The sequence below is a fragment of the Burkholderia reimsis genome, from assembly GCF_003294055.1.
Lineage (GTDB): Bacteria > Pseudomonadota > Gammaproteobacteria > Burkholderiales > Burkholderiaceae > Burkholderia > Burkholderia cepacia.
Window position 1 is genome coordinate 1 of sequence record NZ_QMFZ01000023.1, and the last position, 16829, is coordinate 16829.

The window sequence follows — 16829 nt, forward strand, 5'->3', positions numbered from 1 at the left end:
CTGACGCTCGTGTTCCGGGCCTTCTCGATCATGATCACCGCGCGCTCTTCGGCGCTCAGATGCTTGTATTTCGTCATCGCAACACCCTATCTCATCAAAGGTGTTGCACTTGAAGCTAGAGTCTAAGGAGTCCTCCGGTCAACTTCGATGCAGAGTAGTGATCCGTGCTGGCGTCGCGCTTCTGTATGCGCACTGGGAGGGTTTCGTTAAAGCAACCGCTTCTCACTATCTCGAGTTCGTGGCTTCGCACCGCATACCGTACCGCAAGCTTGCACCTAACTTCGTGGCGCTGACTCTTCGATCCAAGTTCGCTGAGATGCGGGTAAGTGAGAAGGTTTCAAGCGCAAATGCGCTTGCTGATTTCTTTTGTACGTCCCTCGACGCTCAGTCGCGCATTCCATACAAGAATGTCATTGATACGAAATCAAATCTTTCGTCCAAGGTTCTTTTGGATATTCTTGCGGCATTGGGGCTTGGTGCAAATCAGTTTGAAACTCGTCTTAATTTCATAGATGCAAATCTTGTGAATCCGCGGAATCATATTGCTCATGGTGAGGCATTGGAATTGACTGTTGACGAGTACTTGTCGTTGCGTGACGATGTTATTGCCCTCATCGACACCTTTCGTAATGAGGTGGAGAATTCATCAATTCTTCGCCGCTTCGAGAGGGATGCGGCCTAGATTAATGTGTCGAAATATCAAGGGTTGATGATCTTTTTTTGGGGGGGCTTTGAAAACTCTGATATTTATATGAATGAAAGTGATGTAATAGGGTGCGGAAAATGGCGATTGATCTCATTTGACTTCGATCGTCAAGTTCGCTGCGGCGCCTCGTTGTATTGGGTGTTGTTTGAGCGGATAGTCCTCGCAGTCCTCGCACGGACGAATCCCAATACCTCAACGATTTCCCGACGTTGACCAACGAGCACATTTGCGAGCTGGCTGCGACAGTGTGTGCCGATTTCGGCGGCGACCTCCCGCGAGCAGCTTTCATGGAGAAACTGCGGTTGCTTCTCGAAGACGTTCCAGGATTCGAGGCAGGCAAGGTGGACGAGGGGTTCTTCGAATTGGCATGGACAACATACAGCGGTCGCACACCCTATTCCTGAGTTATCTACTCGCACACCAACTCCGACACTTTTCCGTAGAGCGTTTCTCGGTACGTGTGAGTATTTTCTGAGAAGTGAAGTCGCCGATGGCAGTTCGGGCAAACGGCGACGGCGTTCTCTGGCCTATCCGATCCATTGTCCGCAAGTCGGCGGAGATGATGGACCTCCAAAAATGTGAAGCTGTCTGCCCCGATGAATGGAGCCGGTTGGTCGCAAGCCTCGCATGGCCCATTTGCTCGCTCGAGTACCCAAGCTTTGACCAGTGGATCTCGTACGACTGACCCTGAACCAGAATTTGACCCGCGGGCCGGTGTCGAAAATAGACGAGTCGGTGTCGGAAGCATGCAAGTCCCGACCACGCTTTCGCACTAACGTGACAAGCCTCTTACACGAACGTTAGTCTGGAGCTGACATGTCCGATTTCATCACCGTTTTGCGCGAAACCTGCCCGACGCCGGTCCTTGACGCGACCAAGTGGAAGCGTATCGGCGGCGATCCGCACACCGTGAACCTCAACGCGTACCTCTCCAAGGACGGCAGCAAGATCATGGGTACCTGGATCTGCACGCCGGGCAAGTTCGAGGTGAACTACGAGAAATGGGAGTACTGCCACTTCCTCGATGGCTACTGCATCATCACACCGGAAGGCGAGGAGTCGGTGCACCTGAAAGCCGGCGACGTGTTCGTGATCGAACCCGGCATGAAAGGAACCTGGGAAGTGGTGGAGACGGTGCGCAAGTACTTCGTCTTCGCCTGAGCGCGCCGGTAGATTCGAGCCACGCGTAACGTCGTCGTCCGGATACCTTCGAGGTTCGCGCCCTCCGGGCGACCGCACGTTTTCGCGCGACAGCGTGGTCGATGCGGTGTGCGCGGTGGGCCGGGGCATTCGTATCGCGGGGCGCGGTCAAATCGCCGGCCCCGGCGACACGGTCGACCGCGTGCTCGTTCAAGCCGGCACACACCGGCGCATTCCGTCCAGGCGACCTGCCGGCCGATTCGAAAAGGCGATCGCCGCGCCGGCCTGCGCGTCATCGCTCAAACCCCTATGATGCAGCGATCCGCCCACCGTTCCGGTCGCATCGCGTACCTCGTTCGCTTGCGCCGGTCGCCACTCCCTGAATCCCGACCATGCGTATCACCGACATCCGCGAACGCACGATTCCCGTCTCCCGCTATGCCGACCCGGCCATTCCATCCGGCGGCCTGACGACGAGTGTCGTCGCGCTCACCACCGACGTCGTGCGTGACGACCGCCCCGTGACGGGCTACGGCTACGCATCGGTCGGCCGCTTCGCGCAGGGCGGCCTGATCCGCGAACGGTTCGCGCCGCGCCTGCTGGCCGCTGCCGACGCGCTCGCCGACGAAGCCGGCACGAACCTCGACCCGTTCCGCGCGTGGCGCGCGATGATGGCCGGCGAAAAGCCCGGCGGACACGGCGAACGCTGCGTGGCGATCGGCGCGCTCGACATGGCGATCTGGGACGCCGCCGCAAAAATCGCCGACCTGCCGCTCAATCGCTTTCTGGCCGACCGGCTTGGACGCACGGCGGCACCGCGCGTGCGTGTGTACGCGGGCGGTGGCTATCGTTATCCGCACGACGATCTCGCGCGCCTGTCGGACGAGATGCGCCGCATTGCCGACCTTGGCTACACGCACGCGAAGATCAAGATCGGTGGCGCGGACGTCGCTCAGGACAGCAGGCGCATCGAGGCGGCCGCCACGCAGTTGGCGGACAGTTCGCATCTCGCGGTCGACGCGATGAACACGTACGACGCGACGACCGTCGATATTGCCGTCGCGATGCTCGAGCCGTTCGGCCTCTGGTGGTTCGAGGACATCTGCGATCCGCTCGACCTGCCGCTCCAGGCGGACGTCGCCACGCGCTACGCGCCGCCGATCGCGGCCGGCGAAGCGCTGTTCTCGCTCGCGGAAGCGAAGCTGCTCGACCGCTACGGCGGCCTGCGTCCCGACCGCGACGTGCTGGTGTTCGACCCCGTGCATTGCTACGGGCTGCCGGGATACCTGCAGATCGTCGAGCACTTCGCATCGCGCGGCTGGCGGCGCGACGCCTTCTGGCCACATGGCGGCCACCTGTTCTCGCTGCACGTCGTCGCTGCGCTCGGGCTCGGCGGTGCGGAAGTCAATCCGTTCGCGTTCGATCCGTTCAGCGGGCTCGCCGATGGCGCAACCGTCGACGCAGGTTTCGCGCGCACGCCGCAGGCACCGGGCATCGGTTTCGAGCGGCATGCCGGCGCGCATCGCGCGTTTCGCGCGGTATCGGGCCGCTGACACCCAAAGCGCTAAAGCGCGTCGATTGCGAAACGCATCGCGAAGCCGAGCATCATCGCCGCAACGAACAAATCGAGCACGCGCCACGCCAGCGTACGGGCAAACCACGCGCGGCACGCGCGTGCGCCATAGGCGAGTATCAGGAACCACGCGAGCGAAGCCGCCATCGCGCCGAACGCGAACGGCGCGCGTTCGGCGGGCGCGTGACTCACGATCACGGTGCCGAGCAGCAGCACGGTATCGATCCACGCATACGGATTGAGCAGCGACACCGCGGCCGTCGCGAGCAGCGTGCGCGACAGTGCGGGGGCGTGGCGCGCGTGTGGATCGTCGACGTGCTCCGGCTGCCGCCGCCGGATCGCCGAGCGCAGCGCGAGCAGGCCATAACCGGCGAGATAGGCGATACCGGCCCACAGCGCGGCCGATACCACACCGGGATGCCGTGACAGCAGTGCAGACACCCCCTGCGCGCCGAGCGCGATCAGCAGCGCGTCGCTGCCTGCGCAGACGAGGGCGATGGAGAAGAGATGGGGGCTCGAGATCGAGCGCTTGATGACGAAGGCGTCCTTGGGGCCGACCGACGTGAACAGGCCGGCGCCAAGCAGCAGGCCTTCGATGAAGGCAGAGGTGTCGAGCACGAGCGAGCCGACAACCTCTTAAGCTGAACCGGTGATGGTTACGATGAACGAAACGTTAAGGGGCGCGCGGGGGCGCTGTCAATGCCCCTGGCGCCCATGCGTCGACGACCGGCCCGCCACCGGTCAGTGCGTCGCCGCCTCGCCGAGGTTGAGCGCGACGAGCGCACAAACGGTCAGCGCGATGCCGGCGAGCTTCAGCGACGACACCGATTCGTCGAAGCAGACGATGCCGATCACGGCCGTGGCCGCGGTGCTGGCGGCAGCCCAGCTCGCGTACGCGAGCCCCATTTCGAGCCGCTTCGTCGCGAGCGCCATCAGCCAGACGGCGCAGGCATAACAGACGACGGTGAGCGCGGACGGGAGCGGGCGGGAAAAGCCGGCCGAGTATTTGAGGCCGACGGAGCCGAGCACTTCGGCGAGGACACCTACGCCCAGCAGAAGCCAGGCAGACTGGAGCGGGGACACGAACGGCCTCCTTCCCTCGACGCTTATACCGAGCGGCGAGGAGAAGTGGAGGTGTCAGCGGTACCCAGAACGAAAGCAGCTTAGTACGCGCGGAAGGGCAATACAAGGCATGCGCCGCGCCAGTCATGCGCGGTCGGTGTTGCCGGCCGCCCACTCCGTTCGCTGCCCGAGCGTGTCGAACAGCCGGACGATCTCGGCTTTCACCTTCTGCACCGCGTTGCTGACGAGCGCCGTATCGTGCCAGCACAGCGACAGGTCGCGCGCGAACAGCCGGTGCGCGACCGTCGACAGCTTGAGCTTGCGTTCCTCGATCTCGACGTGCGCGGCCGTCCACGGCAGGATCGTCACGCCGAGCTGCGCCATCACGGCCGCGAACAGCAGCCCGGTCGAACTCGCCTCGAAGCCGATCTCGTACGACAGCCCGGCCTCGCGCATTGCCCATTCGACACGGTTGCGGATCGTGTTCGGCGCGCTCGGCAGGACGAGCGGCATCCGTGCGATCGCTTCGAGCGGCACGGGATCGTCCGGCACCGGGAATTCGGGCCACGTGATCAGGTACAGCGTTTCCGTCAGCAGCCGGTGGATCGCGATGCCGCGCGTCTCGACCGCGTCGACGACGATCGCGAGATCGAGCCGTGCGCGTTCGAGCAACGTGTCGAGATCGGCACTCGGCGCCTCGATCAGTTCCAGCATGATGCCCGGGTAGCGGTCGCGCACCGCGCGGGCGAGCGGAATGGCCAGCACGCGCGCGGTGCTCGACGGCATCCCGACCGTCACGCGGCCCTGCGGCGTGTCGGCGTCGCGGCGCAGCAGCTCGCGCGTGCCGTCGGCCTGGCGCAGCAGTTCGAGCGCATGCCGGTACAGCGTGCGGCCGGCGGCGGTCGGCGCGACGCCGCGTACGCTGCGTTCGAGCAGCTGCATCCCGAGATCCTGTTCGAGATTGCGCATCTGCTGGCTCACCGCCGGCTGCGCGACATGCAGCGCCTCGCTCGCATGCGTGACGTTGCCGCATTCGACGACCTTCACGAAATAGCGCAACTGCCTCAAGTCCATCGCCGCCGCCTCCCGATTCAAGCCATAAGCCAATCCGATCGAGCAAGATGAATATCATATTTTTCCCCGATCGATGGGGTTTCTATACTCGTCTCACACAAGAGCCAGCCTGCCGGCCATCCCGGACCGGACGCGGCAAAAGCGCCGGCCCCGCCGGCAAGGAGACGAAGATGTTCAAGGCGATCGACGCGCCGGCGGCCGGCGCGAAGCCGCGGCGCACGCCGCTCACGCGCGAGCAGGTCAAGGGCTTCTGGGCCGTGTATGCGGGCTGGGTGCTCGACGGCGTGGATTCGGTGATCTACGCGCTCGTGCTGATACCCGCGCTGACCGAACTGCTGCCGGCGTCCGGCATCGCGGCGACGCCCGCGAATCTCGGGATGTACGGCTCGATCCTGTTCGCGCTGTTCCTGATCGGCTGGGGGCTGTCGTTCATCTGGGGGCCGCTCGCCGACCGCTTCGGCCGCGTGCGCACGCTCGCCGCGAGCATCCTGATCTATTCGGTGTTCACCGGCGCGGCCGCGTTCGTGCACGACGTGTGGGCACTGGCCGCGTGCCGTTTGATCGCCGGGATCGGCGTCGGCGGCGAATGGGCGCTCGCGGGCACCTACGTGGCCGAGAGCTGGCCGGAAGACCGCCGCAAGATGGGCGCCGGTTACCTGCAGACGGGCTACTACTTCGGCTTCTTCATCGCGGCGTGCCTGAACTACACGATCGGCGCGACCTACGGGTGGCGAGCGATGTTCCTGTGCGGGCTCGCGCCCGCGCTGCTCGCGGTGTTCACCGTGATGCGCGTGAAGGAGCCCGGCCAGTGGCGCCGGCACGACGCACGCGACGGCGACGTGGCCGACGCGCGGCGCGCGCATCCGCTGCGCGAGATCTTCGCGCCGGCCTTCCTGCGCCGCACGTTGACGAGCGCGAGCCTGGTCGGCGTCGCGATCGTCGGGCTGTGGGCCGGCTCCGTGTACGAGGCGAGCGCGGTCACGACGCTGGCGGCGCGTGCGGGCATCGATCACATCGGCGCGCTGCGGCTCGCGTCGATCGGCGCGGCGATCCTGTCGTGCGCGACGATCGCCGGCTGCCTGGTTGCGCCGTGGCTCTCCGAACGGCTTGGCCGGCGCACGGCGCTCGGTGTGTATTTCGCGGGCATGGCCGGTTCGATCGTGTTCGCGTTCGGCTGGGCGTTCTATCAGCCGAACGGGCTCGCGGCATTCATGGTGTCGCTCGCGTTCCTCGGTTTCTTCGGCGGCAATTTCGCGATCTTCTCGTTGTGGCTGCCCGAGCAGTACCCGACACGCGTGCGTGCCACCGCGTTCGCGTTCAACGCGTCGGTCGGCCGCTTCATCGGCGCAGGCGTGAACTTCCTGCTCGGCGCCGCGATTCACGGTTACGGATCGCTCGGCGTGCCGGTCGCATGGACCGCGGCCGCGTTCGGGCTCGGCATCCTGATCCTGCCGTTCGCGGTCGAAACGCGCCATCAGACGCTGCCCGAATGAGCGGTGCGCCGCGATCGTTCGGAAACAAGCCACACCCAGTCATCAATATCAGGAGTCCGGAATGCAGGCATTACAAGGAATCAGGGTCGTCGATCTGAGCCGCGCGCTGTCGGGGCCGTTCTGCTCGATGGTGCTCGCCGATCTCGGCGCCGACGTGATCAAGGTCGAGTCGGGGCCGCACGGCGACATGAGCCGCGCGTGGGGGCCGTTCGATCGCGGCGTGAGCACGTACTACCTGTCCTGCAACCGCAACAAGCGCGGCATCTGCGTGGATTTCCGGCAGCCGGCCGGCCTCGACGTCGTGCGCCGGCTGATCGGGCAGGCCGACGTCGTGATCGAGAATTTCAAGGCCGGCACGATGGACGCGATGGGGCTCGGTTACGCCGCGCTGAGCGCGCGCGATCCGCGGCTCGTGATGGGCAGCGTCACCGCGTTCGGCCCGCGCGGCCCGTTGCGCGACTGGCCGGGCTTCGACCAGATCGCGCAGGGCTACGCGGGGCTGATGAGCCTCACCGGTTTTCCCGACGGTGAGCCGACCCGCACGGGCACCGCGATCGGCGATCTCAGCTCGGGGATGTGGGTCGCAACCGGCGTGATGGCGGCGCTGTTCGAGCGCGAGCGCACGGGGCGCGGGCAGCATGTCGGCACGTCGCTGCTCGAAAGCCTCGTGTCGCTGCTGAGCGTGCACGGGCAACGCTACCTGAGCCTCGGCGACGTGCCGCGCCGCACCGGCAATGCGCATGCGGTGATCGCGCCGTACGGCGTGTTCGAGACGGCCGACGGGCCGCTCAACCTTGCGCCGATCACGACCGACATGTGGCTGCGGCTGTGCCAGTTGCTGGATCTGCCCGAACTGCCGGACGATCCGCGCTTCGCGACCAACGATGCGCGTGTCGCGCACCGTGACGAACTGAAAGCGCTGCTCGAAGGCCGGTTGCGCACGCGCGGCAAGCGCGAATGGACGCAACGATTCGTCGACGCCGGGCTGCCGGCGGGGCCGATCAACACGCTCGACGAAGTGTTCGACGATCCGCAGCTCGCGCATTGCGGGCTGGTCGAACCGGTCGCGCATCCGACGCTCGGCACGCTGCGCCAGGTCGTCACGCCGCTCGGCGGGATGGGGGACGCGGTGCCGGCGCCGCGCACGCGCCATGCGCCGCCGCTGCTCGGCGAGCATACGGTCGACGTGCTGCGCGAAGCGGGCTACGACGACGACGCGATCGACACGCTGCTGGCCGGGCGCGCGATCTTCCAGGCGGAAGCGGTGGCGGAGGCCGTGCAATGAGCGACACGACGAAACACGATGGCGCGTCGCGCGTGACGGTCGACATGGTCGGCGAACGGATCGCGCGCGTACGGTTCGCGAATCCGGCGCGCCGGCATGCGCTCGACGCGCCGTTGCTCGATGCGCTCGTCGCGCGCCTCGATGCGCTGGCCGAACACCGTCCTCCGCCCGTCGTGATCCTGTCGAACGACGGCAGCGGCGACGTGTGGAGCGCGGGGCACGATCTGCGCGAGCTGGCCGACGATCGCGATCCGCTCGCGTACGGCAAGCCGCTCGAACGGGCGCTGCGGCGCGTGCGGACTTATCCGGGCGCGGTGATCGCGGCGGTGTCGGGTTCGGCGTGGGGCGGGGCGGTCGATCTCGTGATGAGCTGCGACCTGGTGGTCGCGGCGCGCGATGCGCGTTTTGCGATGACGCCCGCGAACATCGGCCTGCCGTATTCGACGAGCGGCCTGCTGCGCTTCCACGACAACCTGCCGATCCACGTGCTGAAGGAGATGTTCTTCTGCGCGCAGCCGCTCGATGCGGAACGCGCCGCGCATCACGGGCTCGTGAACCGGCTGGCGGAAGCAGGCGGTGTCGACGAGGCGGCGCTCGACGTCGCGCGCACGATCGCCGCGAAGGCGCCGCTCGCGGTGCACGCGGTGAAGGAGCAGTTGCGCGTGCTGCAGGATGCGCGGCCGTTGCCGGCCGACGCGTTCGAACGGATCGCCGAGTTGCGCCGGCACGCATGCGAAGGCGAGGACTTCGACGAAGGGCTGCGCGCGTTTGCGGAGCGGCGCGCGCCGGTGTTTCGCGGCGTGTAGGGCCGGCGCAAGCCCGCCATTGGCGTGAACAGGCCCGCCGCGTTCACGTGCCCGAGCGGTTCCGCGGTGCGAGGCGGCCTGCGTTACGCGCCGCCGATCGCGTGCACGCCGACGAGCAGCAGCGCGCCGATGGCGATCAACAACAGCGCATGGACGCGCGTATACATCACGCACAGCGTCGACGCGACCGCGATCGCGCGCGCGGCCCAGCCGCCGTCGAGCGCCTGCAGCAGCACCCACACCGACGCGAGGATCATGCCGGCCGCGACCGGGCGCAGGCCGCCCTCGAGCGCGATCTGCCAGCGCGCGCCCTGGTGCCGCCGCCACAGATGCGCGACGCCGTAGATCAGGAACGCCGTCGGGCCGAACAGCGCGAGCGTCGCGATCACCGCGCCCCAGAAACCGGCCACCTGCCAGCCGATCAGCGTCGCCAGCAGCGAGCCGGGGCCCGGCGCCATTCGCGCGATCGCGAAATCGTTCACGAATTGCGTGGCGGTCATCCAGTGATGCACGTCGACCACCTGCCGCTGGATGTCGGCGATGATCGCCTGCCCGCCGCCGATCGTCGCGATCGACAGCGGCGCGAATACGCCGAACAGCGCGGCGTAGCGTTGCGATGCGGTCATCGTGTGTCGCGCCCGGCCGGTGTGGCGGCTGCGCGGCGGTATTCGAGCGCGACGCTCAGCGTGCCGCCGACCAGCACGGTCCACACCAGCGGCCAGTGCAGCACCGCAACCGACACGAAGGTGAGCGCCGTCACCGCGAACGGCAGCGCGCGGCGCGGCAACCGACGCACGGCGGTGATCGCCATCGAGATCGACAGCCCGATCGCCGCGGCCGCCGCGCCGGCGAGCGCGACATGCGTGAGCGGAAAGCGCGTGAGGGTCGAGAACGCGATGCCGAACAACACGATCAGCACGGCCGGCGGCGCGATGATGCCGGTGAAGCCGGCCACAGCGCCGCGCCATCCGGCGAGCCGGTAGCCGATCCAGATCGCGAGGTTCTTCACGTTGACGCCCGGCAGCGCCTGCGACAGCGCGAGGCCGTTGAGGAACGCCTCCTCGTCGAGCCAGCGGCGCTCGTACACGAAGTCGCGCATCATCCGGCCACTGAGCCCGCCGCCGAAGCTGGTCAGGCCGATCTGCGAGAACGCAATGAACAGTGCGAGGACGCCGGGCGTCGGCGCGTCGTCTGCGGGCGGCGCCGACGGGGAGGTGGCGGAGGGCGGGGGCATCGGGCGTGCGGTGCGTGGCGATTGGGTGGGCGCCCATGTTAGCAAGCGGACGCTGTCAGCACGCTGACATCGGCGAGGTGTTGGCGTGATGAAAGCACGCAGGTGATTCGATGGGCCCATCCGGCCCATCCGCCACGGCCACGACCGACGCTACGCGCGCACGACCGTCACGCCCGCCGCTTCGATCGGCTTCGTCAACGCGGCGTCGGTTTCCTTTTCGACCACCACGGTGTGCGCCAGCGTCAGCTCGCCGATCACGAACTGCGATGCCGCGCGCAGCTTCGACTGCGACGCGAGCACGACGGTCTCGGCCGCGCGTTCGGCCAGTGCGCGCTTGATCGCCGCTTCCTCGAAATCGCCGGTGCTGAGCCCCGCAACCGGGTGCACGCCCGTCACGCCCATGAAGTAAAGATCCGCGTGGATGCGCGCAATGCCTTCCATGGCCGCCGCGCCGACGGCGACGATCGAATGCTTGTAGAGCCGCCCGCCGATCAGGATCACGTCGATCGACGGATGCGCGGCGAGCGCCACCGCGACACTCGGGCTGTGCGTGACGATCGTCGCGCGCAGGTCGGCCGGCAACTGGCTGACGAGCAGCGCCGAGGTGGTGCCGCCATCGACGATCGCCACCTGCCCGGGCGCGATCATTTCCGCGGCGCGGCGCGCGATGCGCCGCTTTTCCGCCGTCTCGAGCGTTTCGCGCTGCGCGAACGGCGCAACGGCCGGCGACGCCGGGAGCGCACCGCCATGCACGCGCTGCAGCAGGCCCTCGGCCGCGAGCTCGCGCAGGTCGCGGCGGACGGTGTCTTCGGATACGCCGAATTGCGCGCTCAGCTCGACCGCCAGCACCTGGCCGTCGCGCGCGAGTGCGTCGAGGATCGCTTTCTTGCGTTGTGTCGTCAGCATCGGGGTTGCACGAATTTTCTTGAAATTGCACGAATCTGCACGTTACCATGGGCGCCGTCTTTTGTCGAACCGGAGGCTGGGATGGCTGCAACGCGGGACCGTGTCCGCATCGTCGATACGACGGTGCTGTCCGATGACTGGTATGTGCTGAAGAAGGTGACGTTCGATTTCCTGCGCCGCGACGGAACGTGGCAGCGCCTGAGCCGCGAGACCTACGATCGCGGCAATGGCGCGACCATCCTGTTGCGCAATGCCGATACCGGCGACGTGCTGCTGACGCGACAGTTCCGGATGCCGGCGTTCGTCGGCGGACACGACGGCATGCTGCTCGAGGCCGCCGCCGGCCTTCTCGACGACGCGACGCCCGAGGCGCGCATCCGTGCGGAGGCCGAGGAGGAGACCGGTTACCGCGTGCGCGGCGTGCGCAAGGTGTTCGAGGCGTTCATGAGCCCGGGCTCGGTGACGGAGAAGCTGCATTTCTTCGTCGGTGAATACGATGCGTCGCTGCGCACCGGCGACGGCGGCGGCGTCGCGGAAGAGGGCGAGGATCTCGAGGTCGTCGAGATGCCGCTGCAGGCGGCGCTGGATGCGGTCGAGCGCGGCGAGATCGTCGACGCGAAGACGATCATGCTGCTCCAGTACGTCGCGCTGCGGGAAACCGCCGGCGCGCGCACGGCATGACGCCGCTGCTCGTGCTGGTCGCCGGCCCTTACCGCAGCGGCACGGACGGCGACCCCGCGCGCATCGCCGCGAACCTGCACCGGCTGGAGGAGGCCGCGCTCGCCGTGTATCGCCGCGGGCATGTGCCGATGATCGGCGAGTGGGTGTCGCTGCCGCTCGCCGTCGCGGCCGGGTCGCGACAGGTCGGCGATGCAGTCAGCGAGGCGTTCCTGTATCCGGCCGCGCACCGGCTGCTGCGCCGCTGCGATGCGGTATGGCGGATCGACGGCGCGTCGCGCGGAGCCGACGCGGATGTCGCCCTCGCGCGGCAGCTCGGCAAGGCCGTCTATTTCTCGGTCGACGACATTCCGGTCGCGCAGGACGACTCGGATCGCTGAACAGGAGGTGCCCGGCCAAGGCGGTGCAGGCGGCTCCGCGCGACGCTCGCCCGCACCGCCCGCGGCCGGGCGGGCGTCGCGTCATGCCGTTGCATCGTGCATCTCATGCATGCCGCGCCGCGCGCGAACCGGCGTATGATCGCGACGCCACCCGCGCACTGTCCGACGCCACCGACGCCCCCGTCATGCCGCTCTCCGATTCCGCTGATTTCACTGCTGCTGCTGCTGCTGCCGCCGCGCAACTGCCCGCCGATCTCGTCGCTTCCGCCGTTGCCGCGCTCGCACGCGCCGATGCATTGCTCGTGACGGCCGGCGCCGGTATCGGCGTCGATTCCGGGCTGCCCGATTTCCGCGGCACGGACGGGTTCTGGCGCGCGTATCCGGCGCTGCGCCGCGAGCGCTTCGAATTCCACGAGATCGCATCGCCGCACGCGTTCCGCGCGCGTGCGCCGCTCGCATGGGGCTTCTACGGGCACCGCCTCGCGCTCTACCGTGCGACGGTGCCGCATGCGGGCTTCGCGATCCTGCGCCGCTGGATCGACGCGATGCCGAACGGCGGCTTCGTCCTGACGAGCAACGTCGACGGCCAGTTCCAGAAAGCCGGCTTCGATCCGGCGCGGATCGTCGAGATCCACGGTTCGATCCACGCGATGCAGTGCCTGCGCCCCTGCTCGGACGACACGTGGGATGCGGCGCCGTTCGTGCCGGACGTCGATGAAACCACCTGCCGCCTCGTCGGCGAAATGCCGCGTTGCCCGCGCTGCGGCGGCCTCGCGCGGCCGAACATCCTGATGTTCGGCGACACCGGCTGGCTCGGTGCGCGCTACGACGCGCAGGAACGCGCGCTGGAAGACTGGATCGCGCGGGCCGGGCGTGTCGCCGTGGTCGAGATCGGCGCGGGCACCGCGATCCCGACCGTGCGCCTGCTGAGCGAACGGCTCGGCGCCGACGTGATCCGCATCAACGCGCGTGAAGCGCATGCGCGCCGTGCGGACGTGATCGGCCTGAAGGGCGGCGCGCTGGCGACGCTGGGCGCGCTCGACGCAGCCTGGCAACGCGCGTGACCGTGTGTGAACGTGCGGGTACCCGCCACGCGAACGGGCGGGCATCCCGCCGGTGGCGGCCGTTGCAGGCGCGACGCGAATCCGCATACAGTTCAGCCAGTGCCGCCCGCACGCGCGCCGCATGCGTGCGGCCCGGACATCACCCCGGGCGACCGGGGCCGGCGGCTGAATCCAGCCGCTTCATCGAACGGGAGCGCCCTTGTTCTATTCGATCGTCGCGATCTTCGTCGGCGCCGGGCTCGGCGCATTGCTGCGCTGGTTCCTGAGCCTCGCGCTCAACGAATTCTTTCCCGCCGTGCCGCTCGGCACGCTCGCCGCGAACCTGATCGGCGGCTACGTGATCGGCATCGCCGCCGTCGTGTTCACGACCCGCGTCGGGTTGCCGCCCGAGTGGCGGCTGTTCGTGATCACGGGCTTTCTCGGCGGTCTCACGACGTTCTCGACCTATTCGGTCGAAGTGATGACGCATGCGTTGCAGGGCGAATTCGGATGGGCGTTTGCGGTGGCTGCCCTACACTTGACTGGATCGTTCGCGCTGACGGCGCTCGGCATGTGGACCGCGCGCGCATGGCTCGCGGCGGCCTGAGCGTGCCGCCATCGGAGGGAGCGATGGACAGGATCTTCTTGCGTTTCTACGTGCACGAGCAGCGCCGGCTGCACTGGAAGCCGCTGTGGGAATGGCTGCTGGAGGAGGCGAACCGGATGGGCGTCGCGGGCGGTTCCGCGTTTCGCGCGATGGCCGGCTTCGGCCAGCATCGCGTGCTGCACGAGGATCGCTTCTTCGAGCTGCAGGGGGCGGCCGCGATCGAGGTCGAATTCATCGTCACCGAGGACGAGGCGCAGCGCTTGCTCGCGAGGCTGTCGCAGGAAAAGGTGCGCGTGTGCTACGCGATGATGCCGGCGCAATTCGGCGTGATCGACACGCTCGGCGCACCGCCGGCGCAGGGGCCGGCGGTGTAGGGGGCGACGGCGTCAGATGCCGAACATCGTCAGCGACACGGCGGCGCGCGTGACGATCATCAGCAGCACCTGCACGATCACGAACAGCAGGATCGGCGACAGGTCGATGCCGCCGAGATTCGGGATCACGCGGCGCAGCGGGTTCAGGAACGGCGCGGTGAGCTGGTAGAGGATCGGCATGGCCGGCGAGCGCGGGTTGAGCCACGACAGCAGCGCCATCAGGATCGTCATCCAGATCACGAGATTGAGCGCCCACTTCACGACGGTGAGCAGCGCGACCACGACGAGCGTCGCGATCACCGCGGCCGGGTCGAAGCCGGCCATCACGACCATCAGCACGACATAGACGAGCGCGGTGAGGAGGGCGGCGACGACGCTGGCCCAGTCGATGCCGCGTACGCCCGCGATGACGCGGCGCAGCGGCAGCACGAGCCAGTTGGTCGCCTGCAGCACGGCCTGCGTGACAGGGTTGTACGGCGGCACGCGGACGGCCTGCATCCAGACGCGCAGGATCAGCGCGGCGCCGAACAGCGTGAAGATGGTATTGAGCAGAAAACGGGCGATCTCGCCGAACATCGTTGGCATCCTTTTTATACGGTCAGTAGCGTGCGGCCGCCAACGCCGGATGGCGGCGCATCGGCCGACACCTTATCACGCCTCGTCTCGCGACGGGGAGGGGTGCGCGGCCGTGCGCGCGAGCGACGTTTCGACGGCTTCGGCGAGCGCCGGCAGCGACGCCGGCGGCGTCGCGCGCTGCGCCGCGAGCGCGACCGCGCGGCGCGTCAGCAACGCGTACAGCGTCGCGTGATCGCCGCCGAGCGTTTCAAGCAGTGCCAACTGGCGTTCGACGATGCCCGTATCGCCGCGCGACACGGGGCCCGAGAGCGCGTTCGCGAGCCCCTTGTCGCGTGCGGTCTCGATCGTACCGGCCAGCATCGGCAGCAGCGCGCGCAACGCGGCTTCCTCGTCGAAACCGAGCCCGCGCCACAGCTCGACCGCTTCCGCCAGCCCGCACAGCGCGAAGCTCGCCGCGTAGTGCGCGGCCGCGTGATAAAGCATCCGGCCGCCGGCCGGAATCGACAGCGGATGGCAGCCGAGTGCGGCGGCAAGTCGCATCAGCGTCGCATGCAATGCGCCGTCGGCTTCGATCGTGACCGAGCAGCCGTCGATGCGGGCGAGATCGGCGTCGGTGCCGCCGAACAGGTAGAGCGGATGGAAGCCGCCGGTGGCCGTGCCTTGCTGCTTCGCCGGATCGAGCAGTGCGACGGCCGACGCGCCGCTGCAGTGAACGACGGCCTGCCGCGCGGCGCGCGATGCGTCGAAGCGCAGCGCCGCGGCGGCGGACGCGAGATGGTCGTCGGGCACCGTCAGGAAGATCAGGTCGGCGGCGTCGGCGACCTGCTGCGGCGTGTCGACCGCCTGGCAGCCGTCGATGCGCGCGGCGAGGGCCGCGGCCGATGCGGGCGTGCGGCTCGCGATCGCGACGACCGGAAAGCCGGCCTGCGCGAAACGCTGCGCGACGCAGCGTGCGAGACGGCCGGCGCCGATGAAGCCGAGGCGGGGTGTGTCGGGGACGGACATGGCAGCGAACGTAAGCGAAAACGAAGCAACCGCCAGTATCGCAGGAATGACGGCGGGGCCGCGAAAGGGCAGCTTACGTGCGGACACGTGCGTGGCTGACAGTTACGCGGCGCGAACGACATATCTATCGACGCCCGGGCACCACGGTCGATTCAAGATCCTGGAATCCGACCCCGAAATATACCGAACCGGTGTCCGGCTTGAAACGTCGGCATCTTGTCTCGAATTTGTAATCGTTCATTACGATCGCGTGCCCGCCGCACGCGCCGTATCCGGTAAGACTGACCGGTCATCATGTCGCGACCCGACTCGTCGGACGGAACCGCGCGGCCCGCAAGGCCCGCCGAAGGTGCGGCGAGCCGCGCCGCACGGCGGTTCCGGCCGCGTGCGATTGCAATTTGCAACAAATGCCCGATACGTGAGGAGCGCGTTTTCGCTACATTGCTTCCATGCGACGTGCATGCCCGCCGTTGCCGACAGGGGCGCATAAAATACCGCTCCAGCAGGAGAATCGAAGTGAAAAAGCTCATTCCGTTCATCGCCGCCGCCGCGCTGGGCCTGGGTGCCGCAAGCGCTGCGCAGGCTCACGTGTCGATCGGGGTCGGCATCGGTATCCCGGTCGCACCCGCGTATCCCGTCTATGCACCGCCGCCGCCCGTGTACTACGCGCCGCCGCCTCCGCCCGTCTATTACGCGCCGGCGCCGGCCTACTACGCGCCGCCGCCCGCCGTGGTCGTCGGCGGCTATGGTGGCTACTACGGTCGCCCGTACTGGCGCCATGGTTACGGCGGCTGGGGCCATCACGGCTGGCGTCGCTGATTCGTCCCGCGCGGCCTGACCGCGCGTGGCAAAACGGCGCAGCGTCCCGAGCGGGGCGCTGCGCCGTT

At 67.7% G+C, this 16829-nt stretch carries 22 protein-coding genes; 13 read left to right on the top strand and 9 right to left on the bottom strand.

Annotated features, from left to right (window positions below):
* Positions 1-100 precede the first annotated feature (100 nt).
* Together DPV79_RS42220 and DPV79_RS24360 are read left to right on the top strand one after the other, a co-directional pair.
* Positions 101-682 (top strand): MAE_28990/MAE_18760 family HEPN-like nuclease, encoded by a 582-nt coding sequence (locus DPV79_RS42220; protein ID WP_279636583.1) that lies wholly within the window; start codon positions 101-103, stop codon positions 680-682.
* 233 nt (positions 683-915) lie between these two features.
* Complete coding sequence (locus tag DPV79_RS24360; RefSeq protein ID WP_113046684.1) at positions 916-1110, top strand: hypothetical protein; 195 nt, start codon at positions 916-918, stop codon at positions 1108-1110.
* 5 nt (positions 1111-1115) lie between these two features.
* Here the strand turns inward: DPV79_RS24360 and DPV79_RS24365 are convergent, their stop codons facing one another.
* The gene (locus tag DPV79_RS24365; protein WP_113046724.1) at positions 1116-1454 is read right to left on the bottom strand and encodes an HNH endonuclease; all 339 of its coding nucleotides are present in this window, start codon (positions 1452-1454) and stop codon (positions 1116-1118) included.
* Between the two features lie 68 nt (positions 1455-1522).
* Between DPV79_RS24365 and DPV79_RS24370 the strand changes: the two genes are divergently transcribed.
* Together DPV79_RS24370 and DPV79_RS24375 are read left to right on the top strand one after the other, a co-directional pair.
* Entirely contained in the window at positions 1523-1867 is a 345-nt protein-coding gene (locus DPV79_RS24370; protein WP_027788152.1) for a cupin domain-containing protein, read from the top strand.
* Between the two features lie 371 nt (positions 1868-2238).
* Positions 2239-3399: an enolase C-terminal domain-like protein gene (locus DPV79_RS24375; protein ID WP_113046685.1), complete on the top strand. Its 1161-nt coding sequence runs from the start codon at positions 2239-2241 to the stop codon at positions 3397-3399.
* 11 nt (positions 3400-3410) lie between these two features.
* Here DPV79_RS24375 and DPV79_RS24380 read toward each other — a convergent pair whose 3' ends face one another.
* The 3 genes from DPV79_RS24380 to DPV79_RS24390 form a co-directional block, all read right to left on the bottom strand.
* Entirely contained in the window at positions 3411-4037 is a 627-nt protein-coding gene (locus DPV79_RS24380) for a LysE/ArgO family amino acid transporter (protein WP_113046686.1), read from the bottom strand.
* Between the two features lie 123 nt (positions 4038-4160).
* The gene (locus DPV79_RS24385) at positions 4161-4502 is read right to left on the bottom strand and encodes a DMT family transporter (RefSeq protein ID WP_113046687.1); all 342 of its coding nucleotides are present in this window, start codon (positions 4500-4502) and stop codon (positions 4161-4163) included.
* Positions 4503-4625: 123 nt separating this feature from the next.
* Positions 4626-5555 (bottom strand): LysR substrate-binding domain-containing protein, encoded by a 930-nt coding sequence (locus DPV79_RS24390; protein WP_113046688.1) that lies wholly within the window; start codon positions 5553-5555, stop codon positions 4626-4628.
* 170 nt (positions 5556-5725) lie between these two features.
* Between DPV79_RS24390 and DPV79_RS24395 the strand changes: the two genes are divergently transcribed.
* The 3 genes from DPV79_RS24395 (at position 5726) to scpB (ending at position 9139) form a co-directional block, all read left to right on the top strand.
* Entirely contained in the window at positions 5726-7048 is a 1323-nt protein-coding gene (locus tag DPV79_RS24395; RefSeq protein ID WP_021157066.1) for an MFS transporter, read from the top strand.
* 61 nt (positions 7049-7109) lie between these two features.
* Positions 7110-8333: a CaiB/BaiF CoA transferase family protein gene (locus DPV79_RS24400; RefSeq protein WP_060309550.1), complete on the top strand. Its 1224-nt coding sequence runs from the start codon at positions 7110-7112 to the stop codon at positions 8331-8333.
* Positions 8330-9139 (top strand): methylmalonyl-CoA decarboxylase, encoded by an 810-nt coding sequence (gene scpB, locus DPV79_RS24405; RefSeq protein ID WP_059685630.1) that lies wholly within the window; start codon positions 8330-8332, stop codon positions 9137-9139. The genes DPV79_RS24400 and scpB overlap by 4 nt, the downstream gene beginning before the upstream one ends.
* Before the next feature lie 83 nt (positions 9140-9222).
* Here the strand turns inward: scpB and DPV79_RS24410 are convergent, their stop codons facing one another.
* The 3 genes from DPV79_RS24410 to DPV79_RS24420 form a co-directional block, all read right to left on the bottom strand.
* Entirely contained in the window at positions 9223-9765 is a 543-nt protein-coding gene (locus DPV79_RS24410) for a chromate transporter (RefSeq protein ID WP_048024209.1), read from the bottom strand.
* The gene (locus tag DPV79_RS24415) at positions 9762-10373 is read right to left on the bottom strand and encodes a chromate transporter (RefSeq protein ID WP_111940374.1); all 612 of its coding nucleotides are present in this window, start codon (positions 10371-10373) and stop codon (positions 9762-9764) included. Before DPV79_RS24415 ends, DPV79_RS24410 begins: the two co-directional genes overlap by 4 nt.
* 150 nt (positions 10374-10523) lie before the next feature.
* On the bottom strand, positions 10524-11279 hold the full coding sequence (locus tag DPV79_RS24420) for a DeoR/GlpR family DNA-binding transcription regulator (protein ID WP_021157071.1): 756 nt from the start codon (positions 11277-11279) through the stop codon (positions 10524-10526).
* A gap of 81 nt (positions 11280-11360) precedes the next feature.
* Here DPV79_RS24420 and DPV79_RS24425 point away from each other — a divergent pair, with 81 nt between their 5' ends.
* From DPV79_RS24425 to DPV79_RS24445, 5 genes are all read left to right on the top strand, one after another.
* Positions 11361-11960 (top strand): NUDIX domain-containing protein, encoded by a 600-nt coding sequence (locus DPV79_RS24425; protein WP_021157072.1) that lies wholly within the window; start codon positions 11361-11363, stop codon positions 11958-11960.
* The gene (locus DPV79_RS24430; protein ID WP_113046689.1) at positions 11957-12337 is read left to right on the top strand and encodes a TIR domain-containing protein; all 381 of its coding nucleotides are present in this window, start codon (positions 11957-11959) and stop codon (positions 12335-12337) included. The genes DPV79_RS24425 and DPV79_RS24430 overlap by 4 nt, the downstream gene beginning before the upstream one ends.
* 185 nt (positions 12338-12522) lie before the next feature.
* Positions 12523-13401 carry an SIR2 family NAD-dependent protein deacylase gene (locus DPV79_RS24435; protein WP_113046725.1) on the top strand — a complete coding sequence of 293 codons (879 nt, stop codon included), beginning with the start codon at positions 12523-12525 and terminating at the stop codon, positions 13399-13401.
* 199 nt (positions 13402-13600) lie between these two features.
* Entirely contained in the window at positions 13601-13987 is a 387-nt protein-coding gene (gene crcB, locus DPV79_RS24440; protein WP_027788140.1) for a fluoride efflux transporter CrcB, read from the top strand.
* A 23-nt stretch (positions 13988-14010) separates the two neighbouring features.
* The gene (locus DPV79_RS24445; RefSeq protein ID WP_113046726.1) at positions 14011-14361 is read left to right on the top strand and encodes a DUF190 domain-containing protein; all 351 of its coding nucleotides are present in this window, start codon (positions 14011-14013) and stop codon (positions 14359-14361) included.
* Between the two features lie 12 nt (positions 14362-14373).
* On the opposite strand, the gene DPV79_RS24450 is transcribed toward DPV79_RS24445, so the two are convergent.
* A complete protein-coding gene (locus DPV79_RS24450) occupies positions 14374-14937 on the bottom strand; it encodes a YggT family protein (RefSeq protein ID WP_027788138.1) in 564 nt (187 codons plus the stop codon).
* 75 nt (positions 14938-15012) lie between these two features.
* Positions 15013-15942: a Rossmann-like and DUF2520 domain-containing protein gene (locus tag DPV79_RS24455; RefSeq protein WP_048024201.1), complete on the bottom strand. Its 930-nt coding sequence runs from the start codon at positions 15940-15942 to the stop codon at positions 15013-15015.
* Positions 15943-16458: 516 nt separating this feature from the next.
* Here DPV79_RS24455 and DPV79_RS24465 point away from each other — a divergent pair.
* Positions 16459-16761: a hypothetical protein gene (locus DPV79_RS24465; protein ID WP_021157078.1), complete on the top strand. Its 303-nt coding sequence runs from the start codon at positions 16459-16461 to the stop codon at positions 16759-16761.
* Positions 16762-16829 lie beyond the last annotated feature (68 nt).